Source organism: Acinetobacter sp. YH12099, from assembly GCF_013419195.1.
Classification (GTDB): domain Bacteria; phylum Pseudomonadota; class Gammaproteobacteria; order Pseudomonadales; family Moraxellaceae; genus Acinetobacter; species Acinetobacter towneri.
In genome coordinates this window covers 172,866-193,338 of sequence record NZ_VPAP01000001.1, presented here as the reverse complement: position 1 = coordinate 193,338, position 20,473 = coordinate 172,866, and the positions used below count along the sequence as shown (strand labels likewise).

General features: G+C 41.0%; 20 protein-coding genes and 1 tRNA gene. 18 read left to right on the top strand and 3 right to left on the bottom strand.

What is annotated here, in order from left to right; translation table 11 throughout:
• Window positions 1-297 precede the first annotated feature (297 nt).
• The 11 genes from FTU39_RS00945 to FTU39_RS00895 all read left to right on the top strand — a co-directional run bounded on the left by FTU39_RS00945 (window position 298) and on the right by FTU39_RS00895 (window position 9,748).
• A complete protein-coding gene (locus FTU39_RS00945) occupies window positions 298-1,680 on the top strand; it encodes a Do family serine endopeptidase (protein WP_131261155.1) in 1,383 nt (460 codons plus the stop codon).
• Window positions 1,681-1,847: 167 nt separating this feature from the next.
• Complete coding sequence (locus tag FTU39_RS00940; protein ID WP_004971726.1) at window positions 1,848-2,303, top strand: thioesterase family protein; 456 nt, start codon at window positions 1,848-1,850, stop codon at window positions 2,301-2,303.
• Between the two features lie 309 nt (window positions 2,304-2,612).
• Window positions 2,613-4,430 (top strand): translation elongation factor 4, encoded by a 1,818-nt coding sequence (lepA, locus tag FTU39_RS00935; protein WP_004971725.1) that lies wholly within the window; start codon window positions 2,613-2,615, stop codon window positions 4,428-4,430.
• Between the two features lie 21 nt (window positions 4,431-4,451).
• Window positions 4,452-5,279 (top strand): signal peptidase I, encoded by an 828-nt coding sequence (gene lepB, locus FTU39_RS00930; RefSeq protein WP_004971724.1) that lies wholly within the window; start codon window positions 4,452-4,454, stop codon window positions 5,277-5,279.
• 24 nt (window positions 5,280-5,303) lie between these two features.
• On the top strand, window positions 5,304-5,675 hold the full coding sequence (locus FTU39_RS00925; protein WP_004971723.1) for a DUF4845 domain-containing protein: 372 nt from the start codon (window positions 5,304-5,306) through the stop codon (window positions 5,673-5,675).
• Window positions 5,647-6,348 (top strand): ribonuclease III, encoded by a 702-nt coding sequence (gene rnc, locus FTU39_RS00920; protein WP_180051607.1) that lies wholly within the window; start codon window positions 5,647-5,649, stop codon window positions 6,346-6,348. The genes FTU39_RS00925 and rnc overlap by 29 nt, the downstream gene beginning before the upstream one ends.
• Window positions 6,345-7,373 carry a GTPase Era gene (gene era, locus FTU39_RS00915; protein WP_004971721.1) on the top strand — a complete coding sequence of 343 codons (1,029 nt, stop codon included), beginning with the start codon at window positions 6,345-6,347 and terminating at the stop codon, window positions 7,371-7,373. The genes rnc and era overlap by 4 nt, the downstream gene beginning before the upstream one ends.
• A gap of 22 nt (window positions 7,374-7,395) precedes the next feature.
• Window positions 7,396-7,596 carry an NF038104 family lipoprotein gene (locus FTU39_RS00910; RefSeq protein WP_019837686.1) on the top strand — a complete coding sequence of 67 codons (201 nt, stop codon included), beginning with the start codon at window positions 7,396-7,398 and terminating at the stop codon, window positions 7,594-7,596.
• Between the two features lie 8 nt (window positions 7,597-7,604).
• Complete coding sequence (gene recO / locus FTU39_RS00905) at window positions 7,605-8,318, top strand: DNA repair protein RecO (RefSeq protein ID WP_180008383.1); 714 nt, start codon at window positions 7,605-7,607, stop codon at window positions 8,316-8,318.
• A gap of 11 nt (window positions 8,319-8,329) precedes the next feature.
• Entirely contained in the window at window positions 8,330-9,055 is a 726-nt protein-coding gene (gene pdxJ / locus FTU39_RS00900) for a pyridoxine 5'-phosphate synthase (protein ID WP_179990141.1), read from the top strand.
• A gap of 39 nt (window positions 9,056-9,094) precedes the next feature.
• On the top strand, window positions 9,095-9,748 hold the full coding sequence (locus tag FTU39_RS00895) for a tRNA-(ms[2]io[6]A)-hydroxylase (protein ID WP_179990068.1): 654 nt from the start codon (window positions 9,095-9,097) through the stop codon (window positions 9,746-9,748).
• A gap of 281 nt (window positions 9,749-10,029) precedes the next feature.
• On the opposite strand, the gene FTU39_RS00890 is transcribed toward FTU39_RS00895, so the two are convergent.
• Window positions 10,030-10,105 (bottom strand) — tRNA-Asn (locus tag FTU39_RS00890).
• Between the two features lie 250 nt (window positions 10,106-10,355).
• Between FTU39_RS00890 and FTU39_RS00885 the strand changes: the two genes are divergently transcribed.
• Together FTU39_RS00885 and FTU39_RS00880 are read left to right on the top strand one after the other, a co-directional pair.
• Window positions 10,356-10,814, top strand: coding sequence for a hypothetical protein (locus FTU39_RS00885; RefSeq protein ID WP_178318832.1), 459 nt, complete (start codon window positions 10,356-10,358; stop codon window positions 10,812-10,814).
• 139 nt (window positions 10,815-10,953) lie between these two features.
• On the top strand, window positions 10,954-11,781 hold the full coding sequence (locus tag FTU39_RS00880; protein ID WP_180051606.1) for a DMT family transporter: 828 nt from the start codon (window positions 10,954-10,956) through the stop codon (window positions 11,779-11,781).
• A gap of 196 nt (window positions 11,782-11,977) precedes the next feature.
• On the opposite strand, the gene FTU39_RS00875 is transcribed toward FTU39_RS00880, so the two are convergent.
• Complete coding sequence (locus tag FTU39_RS00875; RefSeq protein ID WP_004971708.1) at window positions 11,978-13,213, bottom strand: pyridoxal phosphate-dependent aminotransferase; 1,236 nt, start codon at window positions 13,211-13,213, stop codon at window positions 11,978-11,980.
• Window positions 13,214-13,431: 218 nt separating this feature from the next.
• Between FTU39_RS00875 and FTU39_RS00870 the strand changes: the two genes are divergently transcribed.
• Complete coding sequence (locus tag FTU39_RS00870) at window positions 13,432-13,611, top strand: hypothetical protein (protein ID WP_004971707.1); 180 nt, start codon at window positions 13,432-13,434, stop codon at window positions 13,609-13,611.
• A gap of 56 nt (window positions 13,612-13,667) precedes the next feature.
• Here the strand turns inward: FTU39_RS00870 and FTU39_RS00865 are convergent, their stop codons facing one another.
• Window positions 13,668-14,456, bottom strand: a complete 789-nt coding sequence (locus tag FTU39_RS00865; protein ID WP_004971705.1) for a hypothetical protein — start codon at window positions 14,454-14,456, stop codon at window positions 13,668-13,670.
• Window positions 14,457-14,708: 252 nt separating this feature from the next.
• On the opposite strand from FTU39_RS00865, the gene uvrB reads away from it, so the two are divergent.
• The 4 genes from uvrB to FTU39_RS00845 all read left to right on the top strand — a co-directional run bounded on the left by uvrB (window position 14,709) and on the right by FTU39_RS00845 (window position 20,330).
• The gene (uvrB, locus tag FTU39_RS00860) at window positions 14,709-16,736 is read left to right on the top strand and encodes an excinuclease ABC subunit UvrB (RefSeq protein WP_180051605.1); all 2,028 of its coding nucleotides are present in this window, start codon (window positions 14,709-14,711) and stop codon (window positions 16,734-16,736) included.
• Between the two features lie 170 nt (window positions 16,737-16,906).
• Window positions 16,907-17,506 (top strand): lipocalin family protein, encoded by a 600-nt coding sequence (locus FTU39_RS00855; protein WP_004971700.1) that lies wholly within the window; start codon window positions 16,907-16,909, stop codon window positions 17,504-17,506.
• Between the two features lie 177 nt (window positions 17,507-17,683).
• A complete protein-coding gene (gene rarD, locus FTU39_RS00850) occupies window positions 17,684-18,607 on the top strand; it encodes an EamA family transporter RarD (protein ID WP_154320882.1) in 924 nt (307 codons plus the stop codon).
• A gap of 265 nt (window positions 18,608-18,872) precedes the next feature.
• Entirely contained in the window at window positions 18,873-20,330 is a 1,458-nt protein-coding gene (locus tag FTU39_RS00845) for a glyceraldehyde-3-phosphate dehydrogenase (protein WP_180051604.1), read from the top strand.
• The last annotated feature ends 143 nt before the right edge of the window (window positions 20,331-20,473 follow it).

Here is a 20,473-nt window from a genome sequence, read left to right as displayed (position 1 = left end):
CTTTTTACAGAAAAAGGCAAGTGCGAAGTGGATTTGAATAATGAAAAAAAAGAATAAACTGGCAACTTTTATGGAATATCCCACTTTTATTGTGATTCGATTCCACGCTTTTCATTTATAGCACTTTGGCGCATCATTTTTGATGGGTCAAATATAAGATGCTATCTCAGCTATCCTCCACAGTGCCTGCCAAACCGTAATTGAAAAAGATTCAACATTTTATTACGCAAAAGCCTATTATTTTGTGCTAAATAAGGTGAGTTCAAAGTCATAATTATTATTGAGTGAATGCTATTTATGAAAAATCGCAACTTAAAAAAAGGTTTATATGCGGCTGTTTTTACTATGGCAACTGTGCAGACTCAAGCAGCACCACCAGTAGACTTTTCTAATTTGGTTGAGCAGGTTAGTCCTGCGGTGGTGAGTGTCAATGTTGTCAAAAAAATGAGTCAGGAAGAACTCTTACAACAACAGGTTCCAGAAATTTTACGCCGTTTTTTTGGCAATCAAGTGATTATTCCTCAACAGCAAATTCCACAAGAAAAAACAGGTTACGGCAGTGCCTTTTTTATCAGTAAAGATGGATACCTTTTAACCAATCACCACGTTGTTGAAGATGCTTCTAAAGTTACCATTGTACTGAATGACCGCCGTGAACTTGATGCAACTGTCGTGGGTAGTGATGAACGTACCGATGTCGCGTTATTAAAAGTGCAGGGCAGCAGTTATCCAGAACTGCGTACAGGCAATGTCGATCAATTACGTGTAGGTGAGCCTGTACTTGCGATTGGTTCACCATTTGGCTTTGACTATTCTGCATCGGCAGGAATCGTGAGTGCCAAAATGCGTAATATGATGGGTGAAACTTCAGTGCCATTTATTCAGACCGATGTGGCGCTTAACCCAGGTAACTCAGGCGGGCCACTATTTAACCAGCGCGGTGAAGTGGTCGGCGTGAACTCCCGTATTTTTAGTGGTACGGGTGGTTATATGGGCTTGTCATTCTCCATTCCTATTGATGTTGCCATGGATGTTGCCGATCAGTTAAAGCGTAACGGTAAAGTGACTCGTTCTTATTTAGGGGTGAGTTTGCAAGATATTGACCGCAATTTGGCAGAATCTTATAAACTCAGTAAGCCTGAAGGTTCATTAATTACTCAAGTTGCACCAAACTCACCTGCGGCACGTGCAGGTTTGCGCGCGGGCGATGTGATTCTTAAATACAACGGCACACCTATTTCCAGAACGTCTGAATTGTTGAACTATTTAAACCGTTCAGTGCCAAATCAAAGTATTCAGCTTGAAGTATTACGCGATGATAAACGCCGTAATATTACCGCTACGGTGAGCACAGCACCTGACGACACGCCTGCCAAAAACAACCCTGATACCGCAGCCAAAGGCCCTGTTTTAGGGGTGTCGATTCGTGATTTAAGCGTTGCAGAACAACGCCAATTAGATATTAAAGGCGGTGTGTTGATTCAGGAAGTGCGTCGTGGTGGTTCGGCAGCTCAGGCACGTATTATGCCAGGTGATGTGATTGTGCAACTGAATAACACCACCATCCAAAATGCCAACCAATTTGTTGAAACAGTATCTACCTTGAAACAAGGTACAATTGCGCGTGTGGTGATTATCCGTCAAGGGCAACGTGCGATTATTGGCATGCGTATTCAATAAGTTGATGTGGCATAAAATCGTAAATCTATCTAAAATTTAGAATCTTGCTAAACTTTAAATAGCCACTTATTTTAAGGAAGTCGCTCTTGAATTAGGGCGACTTTTTTATGTAACTCGGTATTTTTGTTAGACTAGACCGACATCGCCGTTTTAGTTAAAAGGATGACATGAGCAGCATATTTGATTTAAAAATCACCGTACAGCCAGAACATATTGATATTTTAGGGCATGTAAATAATGTGGTGTATGTGCAGTGGATGCAGGATGTAGCATCGGCACATATCGAAACATTAGGTTTAGGGGTGCTGGAATACTTAAAACTAAAACATGCGATGGTGGCGGTGGAACATCATGTGCAATATCGTAAAGCGGCACTCGAAGGTGAGGAGCTGATTTTGCGTACATGGTTAAGTGATTTGAATGCGTTGTATTCATTCCGCCAATATGCGTTTTATCGCCCTCAAGATAAAAGTCTGCTGTTTATGGGCAATACACAATGGGCTTGTGTGGAAATTGCTACAGGTCGTCCAAAACGCATGTCACCGACATTTACGCAAGCCTATCAACCCCTTGCTGCTGATGTGAATCCGTTGGATTTTAGTGAGTATGATTCATTAAGATGAGTTGAAGCACCAAGTGTAGCGTCATTGAAAGTTGCTGCATGTTATTGCTGTCGATGTTGTTAAAGAGGGTATTCACCTGTTTCAAATAGCATGAAGTATTCTTCAATTCTCACTTTAATTACGACACACATCTCTGCATAAAAAGCCTGAAACTCTCGAATAAAAAGAAAAACGCGTGAGGCTGCAAAAGGAAGTCATTATTATGGATACATTGAAAAATCCATCTGCTATAATCCTTCGCAATTTCTATTCGGCTTTTGCTCTGCATGAATTTTGAGGTGCAGAGCGTGTTATTTTTCAAGGTAACCCATGGCGCAAGCTAAAAAAACTGTTGATATTAAAAACATCCGTAACTTTTCGATCATTGCCCATATTGACCATGGTAAATCGACTCTAGCAGATCGTTTCATTCAAACCTGTGGTGGTTTACAAGATCGTGAGATGCAAGCTCAGGTGTTGGATTCTATGGAGCTTGAGCGTGAGCGTGGGATTACCATTAAAGCCACCTCAGTGACTTTATACTACAACCATCCAAATGGTCAGGAATACCAGTTAAACTTCATTGACACCCCAGGACACGTTGACTTTTCCTATGAAGTATCACGTTCTTTGGCAGCTTGTGAAGGTGCGCTATTGGTAGTCGATGCGGCACAAGGGGTAGAAGCGCAATCAGTTGCAAACTGCTATACCGCAATTGAGCAAGGCTTAGAAGTTTTACCTGTACTGAATAAAATTGATTTACCGCAGGCAGAACCTGAGCGCGTGATTCATGAAATTGAAGAAATTATTGGTATCGAAGCGCAAGATGCACCCACCTGTTCGGCTAAAACAGGTTTAGGCATCGACAATGTATTAGAAACCTTGGTGAATGTCATTCCTGCACCACAAGGTGATCGTGATGCGCCATTGCAAGCCTTAATTATTGACTCATGGTTTGATAACTATTTGGGCGTTGTGTCGCTGGTACGTATCAAGCAAGGTCGCGTGCGTAAAGGCGATAAAATGTTGATGAAATCGACAGGTCAAACGCACATTATTACCTCAGTTGGTATTTTTAATCCAAAACATACCGAAACAGGTATTTTGGAAGCAGGTGAAGTTGGCTTTGTTATTGCGGGTATTAAAGATATTTTTGGTGCGCCAGTGGGTGATACCATCACACTCGCAACTACACCAGAAGTAGAAACCTTACCAGGCTTTAAAAAAGTTAAGCCGCAGGTTTATGCAGGTTTATTCCCAATTGATGCCAGCGACTTTGAACCGTTCCGTGAAGCCTTGCACAAACTACAAATTAACGACTCAGCTTTGTTCTTTGAACCTGAAAGTTCAGATGCTTTAGGCTTTGGTTTCCGTTGTGGTTTCTTGGGCATGTTGCACATGGAAATCGTACAAGAGCGTTTAGAGCGTGAGTACGATTTAGACCTAATTTCATCGGCACCAACGGTTATTTATGAAGCTGTGATGAAAAATGGCGAAACGGTTTATATCGACAGTCCATCTAAAATGCCTGATGGTTCAACTGTAGAAGATTTGCGTGAACCGATTGCGGAATGTCATATTTTAGTGCCGCAAGAATACTTGGGTAACGTCATGACCCTATGTATTGAGCGTCGTGGTGTGCAAAAAGACATGAAATTCTTGGGTAACCAAGTGTCTATTACTTTTGAAATTCCAATGGCAGAAGTCGTGATGGATTTCTTTGATAAATTGAAGTCATGTTCACGTGGTTTTGCATCGTTAGATTATAACTTTGTCCGTTTTGAAAGCTCATCTTTGGTTAAAGTCGATGTACTGATTAACGGTGAAAAAGTCGATGCCTTAGCTATGATTTGCCACCGTCAAGATGCACGTCACCGTGGTATTGCCTTGGTTGAAAAAATGAAAGACTTGATTCCGCGTCAAATGTTTGATGTGGCTATTCAGGCTGCGATTGGTGCGCAAATTATTGCGCGTTCAACCGTGAAAGCGATGCGTAAAAACGTACTTGCGAAGTGTTATGGCGGTGACGTTTCTCGTAAAAAGAAACTACTTGCCAAGCAAAAAGAAGGTAAGAAACGTATGAAGCAAGTGGGAAGTGTTGAAATCCCGCAAGAAGCTTTCTTAGCTGTACTTAAAGTCGAACGCTAAAATTATAAGGATAATAAACCCATGGATTTTGATTTTAATTTGATTCTCGTTCCTGCCACATTATTTTTTATTGCGGTGTGGCTGCTCGATAAATTTGTATTTAAGCAAAGAGCAACGAAAGGGCGAGGCAATGAAAACTTCATTATCACATGGGCTTATGATTTTTGGCCTGTTTTGGCAGTGGTGATGGTACTGCGTTCATTCCTGTATGAACCATTTAATATTCCGTCAGATTCTATGGTGCCAACCTTAGAAACGGGCGATTTTATTTTGGTGAACAAGTTTGAATATGGCGTGCGTTTGCCAATTATAAACAGCAAAATTATAGATGTGGGTTCGCCTGAGCGTGGCGAAGTTGCGGTGTTCCGTTATCCACCACAACCAAGCATTAGTTATATTAAGCGTATTGTCGGTTTACCAGGCGATCATATTGTTTATGATCATGGTCAGCTGAGCATTAATGGCGAGAAAGTAACGAAAACCCCAATCCAGTTTAGCCGTGAAAAAGACAGTCTAGATACACCTACTTCAATTTACCATCAGGAAACTTTAGGGGCGCATACATTTACCATGCGCGAGCTTGAAGGTGTAAACGTGGCGCGTCAGGCACCATTCCTGAACTATGTAGACAATGGTAAATATTCAGCAGAAAATGGTTTATATTGGGAAGTCAAAGTACCTGAAGGTCATTACTTCGCGATGGGGGATAACCGCGATCAAAGTGCTGACAGTCGTTTTTGGGGTTTTGTACCAGAGGAAAACCTAACAGGTCGTGCATTCTATGTGTGGATGCATAAAGAGCCTGGGTTTAATTTGCCGTCATTTAGTCGTAACGGCAAAATTGATTAATACAGCAGATTAGGAAAATAAAAAATGCGTCATCAACAAGGGGCATCCTATATTGCAATTTTAATTGCAATTATTGGTTTTGCATTTATGGCAAAAGTGGCAATTGCGGTTTGGGGACCATATTTCGATGATCGAATGTTGGACAATCAAATTGAAGAGCAATTGTTGAATGGGCCAAAAAACCTATCACCACAAAAGTTTATTGGTGAAATGGACAAGCGTTTAAGCATGAACAACATTCGCGATATTAAATTTGCAGATGTAGCTCAAGTGACCAACGTAGATGGTTTAGAAGTGAAAAAAGAATATGAAATAAGAAAACCTTTCTTATTGAATATTGATATTGTAATGAAGTTCGAGAAAAGTTTTGATCAAAGCTCAGTCCAAGCTAAATGAGACCCGTCTAGCCAGCCGAATCGGTTATCATTTTAAGCAACCTGAATTGCTTAAACTGGCTTTGACTCACCGCTCGGTGAGTCATAAACACAATTACGAACGTCTGGAATTTCTAGGCGATTCGTTATTGGGAATGATTGTTGCCAATTATTTATATGTGGCTTATCCACATGAAAATGAAGGGCGTTTAACGCGCATGCGGGCAACACTGGTACGTCAGGAAGCCTTAGGCAAAATTGCCAATGATTTAAAGCTCAGCCAAAATTTAATTCTCAGTACGGGAGAATTGAAATCTGGCGGTCATCATCGTGAGTCTATACTGGCAGATACCGTAGAAGCGATTATTGGCGCTATTTATGTCGATAGCGGTGATTTGAATTTGCTGCAAACGATTGTGCTAAAATGGTACAGCCCTTATTTAGATCATATTGAGCCAACTGATCAACTCAAAGACCCTAAATCACGCTTACAAGAGTATTTACAAGCACGTAAAAAACCTCTCCCGGTTTACGAGGTTGTAGATATTCAGGGCGATGCACCGAATCAGCATTTCATTGTGGAATGCCGAGTCGATAGCTTACCTGTAATGAAGGGTGAAGGTTCAAGCCGTCGCTTTGCCGAGCAGGCAGTTGCGGCAGATATTTTAAAATTCTTGGAGCAAAAGTCTGAATGACCATCCATTCCGATCACGTAGATGCTGATCACGAGTCGAATAACGACGCCAATGACCTAATTAACCAATTCTTTAGCGGTCAGGGAACTGAAATTCCATCTGATTTCCGCAGTGGTTTTGTTGCGATTGTTGGTCGCCCGAATGTGGGTAAATCGACCCTCATGAACCACTTATTGGGTCAAAAACTATCCATTACTTCACGTAAACCGCAAACCACACGTCACAAAATTGTGGGAATTGATTCACGTGAAAAATCTCAGGCTGTGTTTGTAGACACCCCAGGGATGCACAAAAAAGAAGTCCGTGCCATTAACAAAATGATGAACCGTGCTGCATCATCTGCTTTGCGTGATGTGAACTTGGTTTTGTTTGTGGTAGATGCACAAAAATGGACGCAAAATGATGAGTTAGTCCTAGAAAAGCTGAAAAATGCAGAAATGCCAGTGATTCTAGTGATTAACAAACTCGACACTTTTGAGAATAAAAATCAGGCTTTGCCGATTATTCAAGAACGTGCCAAGTTAATGAACTTTGCCGAAATTGTACCTGTATCGGCATTGCGCGGCGCGAACCTAGATCATTTGCGTGACACGATTGAACGCTATTTGCCATTCCAGCCACCGTTGTACTCGCTAGATCAAATCACAGACCGTTCAGAACGTTTCTTGGCATCTGAAATTATCCGTGAAAAGATCATGCGCCAATTGGGCGAAGAACTGCCTTACGATTTAACCGTGCAAATCGAATCATTTAAAACTGAAGATGCGGTTTTAAATGAAAAAACGGGTCGTATGAAAGCACCATGTACCTATATTGATGCCACTATTTTTGTAGATCGCTCTGGTCAAAAAGCCATTGTGATTGGTGAAAAAGGCGCGAAGCTGAAAAAAATTGGTATGGATGCACGGGTCGACATGGAAAAAATGTTCGAGCAAAAAATCATGCTGACGCTTTGGGTGAAAGTCAAAGGTGGTTGGTCTGATGATGAACGTGCATTAAAAAGCTTAGGATATAGCGATATCTAAGTTTGACGAAAAGGGAACTGTGATGATGAAAGTGTTGGCCATTGTGGCATGTATGTTTGTCTTGCAAGGTTGTATTCACAAAGTTGTGACAGTTCCCGTAAAAGTTGCCTACAAAACTACAAAGGGTGTGGTGAAAGGCACTGCTGCTGTAGTTGGTGCTGTCATTCCAGATGGTGATGACGAAGAAAAATCCAAACAAGAATCCTCTAAAGAACAGGATTAATTGACGCTATCATGCGTAATGAAATCTTGCATGGTTATTTAATCCATCATCGAAAATACCGCGAACGTAGCCATATTGTGCACTTGTTTACCCGCGAACATGGGCGGGTTGATGGTATTTTAAGACAAATGCCACCGCCACAATATCAACCGATTCGCATACAAGCTTCGGGAAAATCAGACCTTAAAAATTTCACCAAGCTGGAAATTGTCAATCAACCGGTTTTCTTCTTTGGTGATGCATTTTTTTCAGGCTTTTATTTAAATGAAATCGTGCTGCGCTTATGTTCTGCCGAAGTGGAAATGCCAGAAACTTTTGTGCAATATCACCAGACTTTGGCGCATTTACAACACTTATCTAGTCAAGAAAATCCCAATCTATTCTTAAGACAAATTTTACGTCAGTTTGAACATGCATTATTGGAAGAATTAGGCTATGCGATTGATTTTTCAGTCGATGCGAACCAAGAGCCGATTCAGCCCAATCTACATTATCATTTTCAACTGAATGATGGTTTTATCCCCACCGCGCAAGTATCACGAGCAAATTTGCTTGGCGCACAGATCCTGAGTATGTGCGACTATGAAAAAGGTAGGGATTTTAACCCAGAGCAGTTACAATTACTGTCTCGGCTGTATCGACAAATGATTAGTTCACTGTTGGGTGATCGACCTTTAAAAAGTCGCCAATTGTGGATTCAGAATTCTCAAACCCAAGCGTAATGTAGGAACCTATTATGGCTTTACTCGGTGTCAATATTGACCATGTGGCAACTTTAAGACAAGCGCGTGGCACGAACTATCCAGACCCTGTGAAGGCCGCATTAGTTTGTGAACAGGCGGGTGCAGAGGGGATTACTTTGCATTTGCGTGAAGATCGTCGTCATATTCAGGATGATGACGTGCGTCGTATGCGTCCGTTGTTGAAAACCCGCATGAATTTGGAAATGGCAGTTACTGAAGAAATGATCGAGTTTGCCAAGGAAATTCGTCCACAGCATGTATGTTTGGTACCTGAGCGCCGTGAAGAAGTAACCACTGAAGGTGGTTTGGATGTAGTAGGCAATTTTGCAGCAGTTAAGGCCGCTACTCAGGAATTAACAGCAATTGGCTGTGATGTGTCACTGTTTATTGATGCAGATCTTGCACAAATTGATGCGGCCGTTGCATGTGGTGCACCGACCATTGAAATCCATACAGGCGCGTATGCCAATGCAGAAAATGAAGCTGCACAGCAAGCTGAATTGACCCGTATTGTTCAGGGCGTAGAATATGCAGCTAGCCGTGGCTTAGTGATTAATGCAGGGCATGGCTTGAACTTGGATAATGTAGGTGCAATTGCCGCAATTCCATACATCCATGAGTTAAATATTGGTCATGCTTTAATTGGTGATGCTGTATTTGTCGGATTGGAGCAGGCTGTTAAACGCATGAAAGCCGCGATTGATGCAGCGCGTTAATCTGTATATTTGAAATTGAAAGATAAAATTTGAAACGTTATGTCCAGCATAAATTATGATGAATTGATGCAGCCTGTAATAGCATTTTTAGGCTGTGAAACACCTAAAGAATGGTTGAATGAAGCATTAAATAATTTAGATATTTTGATGCAAGATCATGCCAACTGTGAGAAAAAAGCAGCAGGCACAGCCATGAACTTGATGTTTCGTTATAGCTTTTTTACCGATTTACAGGTCAAACTTGCACAGTTGGTACGCGAAGAAATGCTGCATTATGAGCAGGTGCTAGAGTTCATGGCAAAGCGCGGGCAAACGTGGCAAGGTTTAAGTGCAGGGCGTTATGCAGGTGGTTTACGTAAAGAAATCCGCACCTATGAACCCGAAGCATTGATTGATGTTTTGGTGATTGGTGCCTTTGTAGAAGCACGTTCATGCGAGCGGTTTTATGCGCTAGCACCACTGGTGGATGAAGAATTAGGTAAGTATTACCGTTATTTGCTTAAATCAGAATCACGTCATTATGAAGACTATTTAGCACTGGCTTTGGATGTTGCAAAAACGGAAAAACTGAAAAACCCTGAAGAAGATATTCAGGGACGAATTCAGCATATACGTGAAGTGGAAAAGAATCTGATTTTAAGTCCAGATGATTTGTTCCGTTTTCATAGTGGCGTGCCTGTGCAAGCCGCTTAAAACTTGTAGATGATCTAAGATAGAAAACGGAACTTCGGTTCCGTTTTTTTATCAATCAAGTTATTGCTTAGGTATTTTGATTGTGGATTGTTGCCTAAGTCACTTAGAAATGATCAAGGCTAAGATTAGGAATTACATTAAGCTGAATTGCCCAAAACAGTTACATTCATCTTTTTGAACGATTAAGGCATGAATCGCTGCTTGGTTATTTACAGACCACATCATCCATAAATTTTAGGCAATAAAAAACCCAAGTCGTTATGCTTGGGCTTTTTAGAATTTGGCTCTCCCACCTGGGCTCGAACCAGGGACCTGCGGATTAACAGTCCGTCGCTCTACCGACTGAGCTATGGGAGAATCTGAATGCGATTATAAGCAGATTTAAGCAAGGGTCAAGCATAAATTGTCATGTTTCTTTCATTTTGACTTTATATGCTTTTTATTTGAACAAAAAACAAAATTTTATTAAAAAATCACCCACAAGACTTGCGTTACACAAAATCGGTTGTTAGTCTGAGTGACAGAACAAAGCGTTTAAGTAGCATCTTAAACAGTGTGGATTTAACCCAACTTGCCAGCACTAAAATGGCTAAATCGGAGTAAGCGAATGAATACGCTCAGCATTTCTGACATTTTTTCTCAATTTTCTTATTATCAAGAACATTATCTTTCTATCTTGTCTACGCCTGAACAATACTACACTGCTGTAGAAGGCGCGTTTATTCATGTCTGGCCTTTGGCACCTCAAGATTTGTATTTGGGCGATTTATTGCAATTGTGGTTTAGTGAAAAATGGCTCATTCAATCATCCTGCCAATTGCTTTCAGACCATCCAGACAACGGCACCAAAAAACCATTACAGCGTGATCATGATTTATATTTGTACCAACTGGCGGGTAGTGCGCTTTCGGGGAGCAACCGTTCACGCGTGTGGTCTGTGTCTGAACAAAAACAATTGCGTGTAGAATTAGACTCTGCTTTTCGCTATTTATGTGAATATAAAGCGACAACTCAACCTGTAGTGTCTAAATCAGAGTTGATCGCAGCATTGAAAAACAGTATCTAATCTAAATAGTATTTAATCTAAGATAATTTATCATTTCAGCCAAATAGATTTGTATTGAATTGAGCGAAATGACTTGCACTAAAATAGTGTTCTAAACTGCGATAAAGATTTGCGAACAGCTTGAAAAGGATATTCAGCCGTGTGGATTAAAATATGCATTGCCATGCTCGCATTTGCTGCAAATTCCTTGCTGTGTCGTTTGGCATTGGCTGAACAGCAAATTGACCCTATGAGTTTTAGTTTGCTCAGGGTTGGCAGTGGGGCAGTGTGCTTAGGCATATTCTATGCTGTTTTGCAGGTTCAACAACCAATTCAATTCCAATGGAAATCTGCATTAAGCCTTGCTGTATATCTACTCGGTTTTTCGTTGGCATATTTGCATATAGATGCAGGCATTGGTGCATTGATTCTATTTGGCGCAGTGCAAATCACCATGATCAGTTATGCAATTTTGCATGGTGAGCGCATGACTTTGCCGCGCTGGGTCGGGTTAGGCTGTGCTGTATTGGGGATGGGCTTGTTGCTATTGCCTGAAGCCAGTACGCCAACGTTCAAATATGCGCTGATGATGTTACTGGCAGGTATTGCATGGGGTTTTTATAGCATTACTGCAAAGACGATGCAGCATGCTTTAACTAATACTCTGTCTAATTTCATTCTGGCGACTCCGCTTGTTGCTGTATTTTTTCTTTGGTATTTACCCGAAAGTTTTATCACTTGGCAGGGGGTGGTTTTGGCGGTCTTGTCGGGTGCATTGGCTTCGGCTGGAGCGTATGTGTTGTGGTACAGCATTGTGAAAAAAATTGATCACATTACCGCAAGTACTGTGCAACTTTCTGTGCCGTGTTTGGCGATTTTAGGCGGTGTAATTTTTCTAGGCGAACAACTCACCCTGTTGAAGGTCGTGGCAACCTTGATTGTGTTATGTGGTATTTTGATGGTGATTTTAACTAAACCACGTGTATAAAACCGTTTAGATTGCAGCGGGTTTGGTCTTTTATTGAATTTCTTATATCTATCAAGAAATGATTGTGAGGCTTTTTTAAAGCGTTGTTTGTGATCTCTCTCCTCAGAAAGAAGGGGAAATAGTGAGTGAAAAAACGCAATTAAAAACAAAAACCCACGATTCAATCGTGGGTTTTGTTCATCTAAACAGGTTTAGATTATTTTGCAGCTTTTTCAGCTTCGATTGAAGCAATCGCTTCATCTACACCTTCAATTGATTCAGCAGCTTTTTTGATACGTGCAAGCGCATCTACAAGTACTTCGTCTGCAGTTGCATAAGAAATACGCATGAAACCACCTAAACCGAACGCATCACCAGGAACAACGGCAACACCAGTTTCTTCCAATAACCAAGCAGAGAATTCTGTGCAAGATTTTAAGCCTTTCGCACGAATTAATGGTTTGATGTTTGCATACGCATAGAACGCGCCATCTGCAGGTAAGCAAGAAATACCTTTGATGTCATTCAAGCCATTTACAACTAAGTCATGACGGCGTTTGAATGCTTCAACCATTGGCTCAAGTACGTCTTGTGGGCCGTTCAATGCAGCTTCTGCAGCAACTTGTGAAATAGAAGTTGGGTTAGAAGTCGATTGAGATTGAATTTTCTTCATCGCACCAATTAGTTTAGCAGGGCCCGCTGCATAGCCAATACGCCAGCCAGTCATTGCATAAGCTTTAGACACACCGTTTAACACGATTGTGCGGTCATAAAGGTCTGGTGCAACTGTCGCGATGTTATAGAACTCATCATCCCAACGGATTGGTTCGTACATATCGTCAGATGCAATGAATACTTCAGGGTATTTGCGTAGTACAGCAGCCAAAGCTTCTAATTCAGCTTTAGTGTAGATCATACCTGTAGGGTTAGATGGGCTGTTTAACACCACTAAACGTGTTTTGTCAGTGATCGCAGCTTCTAATTGTTCAGGCGTGATTTTGAAACGTTGTTCTTCACCACATTCCACAATGACTGGCACGCCTTCAGCAATAATCACCATATCTGGATAGCTTACCCAGAACGGTGCAGGGATAATCACTTCATCACCCTTGTTTAACAAAGCCAACGCCAAGTTAAAGAATGATTGCTTACCACCACAAGACACCAAAATTTGGTTCGCTTGGTAGTCAAGATTATTGTCACGTTTTAATTTTGCGATAATGGCTTTTTTAAGACCAGGCGTACCGTCAACAGCAGTATATTTTGTAAAACCGTTATTAATTGCTGCAATAGCTGCATCTTTGATGTGTTGTGGTGTATCGAAATCCGGTTCACCTGCACCCAAACCAATAACGTTATGACCCGCAGCTTTAAGTTCAGCGGCTTTATTGGTTACTGCAAGTGTTGGGGACGGTTTGATGGCATTGACACGATCAGAGAGACGTACGTCCACGGCATATTCCTTCTTATAGGGATAAAAAAATAAAAAGCATATTATCTTAGCCTAAATTCGATGTCTGCGTCGTTTAAAATTGCATCAAATTAATAAAAAATCACCAAATTAGACCAATTTCCTATGAAATCGTGATTAAAACTGCTGTGAGGTGGAAGTTTCTCGCATCGGGCGGCAAAAAACTTTAAAATAGTCCAAATTTTATAAGAGTGATGGTCATGAGTAAGCAGCAGCCTACTTCAAAAAAACCATTGGTGAATCTCCCATTCCCAATGCCAAACACAGCGCAGGATAATGATCAGGCGGTACATAATTCGGTGCGTCCTAAACCTGAGCAATATGCGGATAAGACTTGGCCACCGCCACGTGGTACTCGTCGTTCGATGGGTAAGCGCTAAAAAAATGCCACAATTACGTGGCATTTTTTATTGATGGGGATTTAAAAGTATTGAAATTAACGAACATGCTTACGCGCTTTGTTGGCAGGTTTTGGCGGCGAGATTTCACGTACGCCATGCCATACATCGCTAAAATCTTGCTCGTTGATATTATACAATTCCAATAAAGCCAAAATCGCTGCACCAAATAGCATTGGGCCTTCTGAATTATTTTGGAACTCGAATACCTTACCATTTAAGTTGTGCAAAATATCCTGAATTTCAAAGACCCGATCACGCCCATTGCTGTCAGTTGGGTACATTTGTGTATTCAATATGATTTTAGCCAAGGCTTTTTCATTATCGCTCAATGCCAAGACTTCAATTAATTCATCGGTGGCAGGGGTAAAAATCACAGAATCACGGTAAATGGTGTGTAGTAATTTTTGCGTTAGTTTAGGCAATGCTTTTTCGACAAAAGGACGAAACGACGCAGGAAAAATCACATTATGGGCAATGCCTTTAAACATAGGGGCAATTTCTTCAACCGTATAACCTGCAATACCACAACCAATTGAAGTTAAAAAATACTTCATTTTAGGATGGTTTTTGGCATAGATTTTAAAGTCATCCACATAGTGCTGAATTTGCGATAGTGGCATTTGTTGTAAATGTTCATTCATGGTTGGAATGGCAAAACTTTGTCCTGCCCAACCGCGCCCGACGCCTTCAACGGCACCAAAAAATTCTTTGGCTGTTCGTGCTGCACCACCTGCATGTTGTCCTGCCATGTTACTGCCAAATACGAAAACAGTATCTTCAGGGAGGCTTTTGATAATTGATTCGTCGTGATATTGGTAAGTCATGAATGTGTGCTTTTATGGTTGTCGTCCTGAAATTTCATGTTGCCTTTGAATAGCCAGTGGGTCAAGTCTTAAAGCAGTTTCCCCGTGCTCAATTTAGTCGTAGCACATCTTCGTTCTAACAGCGTCCAATACAGAATTAAAACCGAGCAATGGCTTTGTAGCTACGCAACATCGCCACAACATATTCGGATGTCCTGAGTGTAGGCAAATCTGCTAAAATATTAGGTCGCATCAAACCTGAGAGCTGCATTTGTGAGTGATAAGCAACCTTTCGATTTAGTCACCAACTATCAACCTGCGGGTGACCAACCACAAGCCATTGAAAAATTGGTTCAAGGGATAGAACAGGGCTATCATGATCAGCTATTACTTGGGGTTACAGGCTCAGGTAAGACTTATACCATGGCCAATGTGATTGCCAGAACACAGCGTCCGACCATTGTCATGGCACATAACAAAACGCTGGCAGCGCAGTTGTATGGTGAGTTTAAAGCGTTCTTTCCGAACAACGCAGTCGAATATTTTGTCAGTTATTATGACTATTATCAGCCTGAAGCCTATGTACCATCTTCCGATACTTTTATTGAAAAAGATGCGTCTATTAATGATCATATTGACCAAATGCGACTCTCGGCCACACGTGCTTTGCTAGAGCGTCGTGATGCCATTATTGTCGCATCGGTATCTGCAATTTACGGTTTGGGTGACCCCAATGCTTATATGAGCATGTTGCTGCATGTGGTGCAAGGTGATCGGGTGAATCGTGATGATTTGATCCGTCGTTTGGTGGAAATGCAATATAGCCGTAATGAGCTAGAGTTTTTGCGCGGTACTTACCGTATTCGTGGTGAAATTTTAGATATTTTCCCTGCTGAATCTGATCAGCATGCTATTCGCATAGAATTATTTGATGATGAAGTCGATTCGATTCGTTGGTTTGATCCATTAACAGGCAAATTGGTGCGTAAAGTGCCGCGCGTGACTATTTATCCTAAAAGTCACTATGTTACGCCTAAGGATAATTTAGAACGTGCGATTGGTACCATTAAAGAAGAACTAAAAGAGCGTTTGGTGTTTTTTCGCGAACATGACAAATTGCTAGAAGCGCAGCGCATAGAACAACGTACCCGCTATGATTTAGAAATGATGCAGCAATTGGGCTATACCAACGGCATCGAAAACTATTCACGACATTTGTCTGGACGACCTGCAGGCGAAGCACCGCCCACTTTGTTTGATTATGTACCTGATGATGCCTTGCTGATTATTGATGAATCGCACGTGACCGTTCCGCAAATTGGCGCGATGTATAAAGGTGACCGATCACGTAAAGAAAACTTGGTGAATTATGGTTTCCGTTTACCTAGTGCGTTAGACAACCGTCCAATGAAATTTGAAGAATGGGAGCGCATCGTCCCATCCACAATTTATGTGAGCGCTACACCTGCACAATATGAGTTGGAAAAATCGCAACAAATTGTAGAGCAAGTGGTGCGTCCAACAGGATTGATTGACCCAGAAATTGAAATTCGTCCTGTGTTAACGCAGGTGGATGATGTGCTGTCTGAAATCAATTTGCGTAAAGAATTGAATGAGCGGGTGTTGGTCACCACTTTAACCAAACGCATGGCTGAAGATTTGACCTCGTATTTAAAAGAATACGGCATTCAAGTGGCTTATTTACACTCTGATATTGATACCGTAGAACGCGTCAAAATTATTCACGAATTACGTACAGGCGTGCATGATGTCTTGGTTGGCATTAACCTGTTACGAGAAGGTTTAGACATGCCTGAAGTGTCTTTAGTGGCAATTTTAGATGCCGACAAAGAAGGCTTTTTACGTTCAGAACGTTCGTTGATTCAAACCATTGGACGTGCAGCACGTAACTTGAAAGGTAAAGCAATTTTATATGCAGATCGCATTACCGATTCAATGCAAAAGGCGATAGATGAAACAGAGCGTCGTCGTGCCAAACAAATTGAATTTAATGAATTGCACGGCATTACTCCACGTAGTGCAGTGCGTCAGGTGATTAAAGAAATCGACACAGGTGAAGTGCTGAACGATGAGCAAATTGATGAAAAAATCAATGCACAAAGCCGTGCTTTAAGTGACGATGAACAGCACATTTTGGCTGATCCTAAACTGTATGCCAAACATATTGCCAAACTTGAAAAAGAGATGTTGAAAGCATCTAAAGAACTGCAATTTGAACAAGCGGCTCGTTTACGTGATGAAATTTTGCGTTTAAAAGCGCAAATGTTGCAATCTGGCTAAATTGGGGCGAACTGCACTGTCAGTGTAAGTGCGAGTTTGCATACTAAACTTGCTATGTAAAATTTGAGTTGCAAAAATTACATATCCATACAGTAAATTGAAATGCTTGCGGTTATTTTTGAAGAAGATAAACAAAATTGACTGAACATTAGAGTTTAGAGGTTGGGACAATGGCTAAAAAACTTCCGTTTGCAGGTGCGCGACTTGCCAAAATTGCCCTTGGTGGTGTGGTGCTGATTGGTTTGGGTGCTGCGACTATGGCATATTCCAAAACCAATGAACCGATGAAAACGGTAGAAAAAGTCGAATTAGATAAATATTTAGGCGTTTGGTATGAGGTTGCAAGAAAGCCTTTATATTTCCAAAACAAATGCGGTTCAAATGTAACAGCAGCATATACATTGAATGAAAATGGCAATGTGCAGGTGGATAACCGTTGTATTGCAAAAGATGGCAAACAAATGCGTGCTTTGGGCGAAGCTTTTGTACAAAATGCGCCTTTTAACAGCAAACTCAAAGTTAGCTTTTTACCTGAAGTCATTCGTTGGTTGCCTGTAGGGCGTGGTGATTATTGGGTGTTAAAGCTAGATGATGACTATCAAACTGCCTTGGTGGGTGAACCACGCCGTAAATATTTATGGGTACTTTCACGTACGCCGCATCCTGATCAGGCTGTCGTGACTGAATATCTGAACTATGCCAAATCACTCGGTTATGACTTAAGTGATGTGATTTATACCAGACATACGCAAACTAAAAAGTCAGACTAAGTTGCAGCAGCTCCAGAGCTACTTATAGATATAAGCAGACAAACGTATGCAGACCAATTGACCACGCAAAAGCTGCGTGGTTTTTTATATCCTGTCATTTTAAATTTTGAACATTCGATCAATCTCTAAAACAACGTATATATGAGTATAATGCCGACTGATATAGGGGAGAGTCGGATGTATAAAGGCATTGCACTATCGGTTTTAGCATCGGTCACTTTTGGGGTGCTGTATTTTTATACCCAATTACTCAAACCTTTAGACAGCGAAGAAACTTTTGCGTGGCGTATGTTGGCAACTTTGCCATTCCTAACTTTGTTTATGTGGTGGTCGGGAGATTTAAAACATATTTCCGCGATTTTTCAGCGGCTCAAACAACAACCACAATTCATACTTTGGCTGATTTTTAGTTCTTTTTTATGCACTACGCAATTGTGGTTATTTTTGTGGGGGCCGATTAACGGGCGTGGTTTGCAGGTTTCTTTGGGTTATTTCTTATTGCCTTTGATCATGGTTTTGCTTGGCTGTGTGCTATATAAAGAAAAGTTATCGACTTGGCAGATGGCAGCAGTTGCCTTAGCCGTGCTAGGTGTCAGTCATGAAATCTGGCGCATTGGCACGGTGGCGTGGGAAACCTTATATGTGGCATTTGCCTATCCTTTATATTTCTTTTTACGTCGGGTCTTTCAAACCGATCACTTGGGCGGGTTTTGGTGGGATTTACTGCTAGTTATTCCTGTCGCGGTATATTTAGGCTTTTATTATAGTGACAGTGTAAATGTCATCGCAGCTTTTCCATATTTAATTTGGTCGGTACTTGGATTGGGCTTTTTAAGTGCATTGGGACTTGGCAGTTATATTTTGGCCAGCCGCCATTTGCCTTTTGTGATTTTTGGTTTACTGAGTTATTTAGAACCTGTGCTGTTGGCTTTTGTGTCTATGTTGTTAGGTGAACGAGTTGAAGCAGGGGAATGGCTGACTTATATCCCAATTTGGTTGGCAGTTGCATTATTGGTGGTTGAAGGGTGTTTGCATTTAAGAAAACAAAAAATGAATCAGCAAGATTTACAGCAGAAGATTCAACAGTCATCTGGACAATAAAAGCCGTCGCTGTGGTGAGATATTCAAATTTCCAAGAGGATAATCGAGTTTGGCATCATCCTCCTTTTCGTCTAAAAAATTGAACTTTTGTTGAAAAAACTAAAATCACAAAAATAATTACAACTATTTTATGAATTTATAGTGAATATATAGGAAAATAGTCGGGTCAGTACCAGCTTTTGATTCAATCTTGACGACAATTCCATTACAATTATCGGGTTTTGAAATTCATGCCTAGATATACAATTAATTAGAGGACGTATCTGTGAGCAAAGAGACTATCATCGCCCTACACGCAGAGCACCAAGGTCGCTGGAAAAACCGTGAAGAAATCGCGGAACGTATGATTGCTTTACTCGGTCAGTTGTACCGTGAAAAAAATATCATGGTTTCAGTTTTTGGTCGTTCTTTAGTTAACCGTTCTGTGATTCAAATTTTGAAAGCACACCGTCGTACTCGTATGATGGACGTAGAACTTTCAGTTGTTCACACATTCCCAATTCTTGAAGCTTTAACCAAAGTAGAGAACATTGGTTCAGCAGAAGTTGACTTGGGTAAACTTGCTGTTGAATATAAAGAAAAAGGCGGCGATGTAGATGCATTTGTTGCAGACGCTGTGAAATCTTTAGCAGGTAACCCAACAACAGTAGAAAGCAAAGATGTTGTTCTTTACGGTTTTGGTCGTATCGGTCGTATTCTTGCACGTTTAATCATTGGTCAATCAGGTCTTGGTCGTGGCTTAAACCTTAAAGCTATTGTGGTACGTAAATCATCTGACGGTGATTTAGAAAAACGTGCATCTTTGCTACGTCGTGACTCTATTCACGGTCCGTTTGCAGGCACTATTTCTGTAGATGAAGAAAATGAAGCCATTATCGCAAATGGTAACTTCATCAAAGTGATCTATGCATCTAACCCATCTGAAGTAGATTACACAGCTTACGGCATCAACAATGCATTAGTGATTGACAACACAGGTAAATGGCGTGATGCAGAAGGTCTTGCACAACATCTTCAATGCCCAGGTGCTGCACGCGTAATTTTAACTGCACCAGGTAAAGGCGACCTGAAGAACGTGGTTTACGGCGTAAACCAAGCTGACATTCTTGATGAAGATACTATTATTTCTGCAGCAAGCTGTACAACGAATGCAATCACACCAACTTTAAAAGTGTTGCATGACAAGTACACTGTTGTGAATGGTCACGTTGAAACTGTGCACTCATTTACCAATGACCAAAACTTGATTGATAACTACCACAAGGCAGATCGTCGTGGTCGTGCGGCAACTTTGAACATGGTTATTACTGAAACTGGTGCAGCAAAAGCAGTTGCGAAAGCATTGCCTGCATTGCAAGGTAAATTAACAGGTAACTCTGTACGTGTTCCAACGCCAAACGTATCACTTGCTATCTTGAACTTAACGCTTGAGAAAGAAGTAGATCGTGAAGAAGTGAACGAATATATTCGTCAAATTTCAATTCACTCTAACCTTCAAGGTCAGATTGGTTATACCAACTCGACTGAAGTGGTTTCAAGCGACTTCATTGGTTCACGTACTGCGGGTGTATTTGACGCGCAAGCAACCATTACTTCTGGCAACCGTTTAACTGCTTACGTTTGGTATGACAACGAAGTGGGTTATAGCTGTCAAGTATTACGTATCGCTGAGCAAATGGGTGGCGTAAGTTATCCAAAAATTCCTGCTGAAACAAATGCATAATTTGTAACATCAGAATTTGAAAAAGAGCCTTTTTAAGGCTCTTTTTTTATACATTTTTTCTATGCTTAAAGCGTATGATAGATATTTGAAGTTTTAGCAAAATAAGTTATTCTAAACTTACAAAAATAAAGTCTATGTTTAAA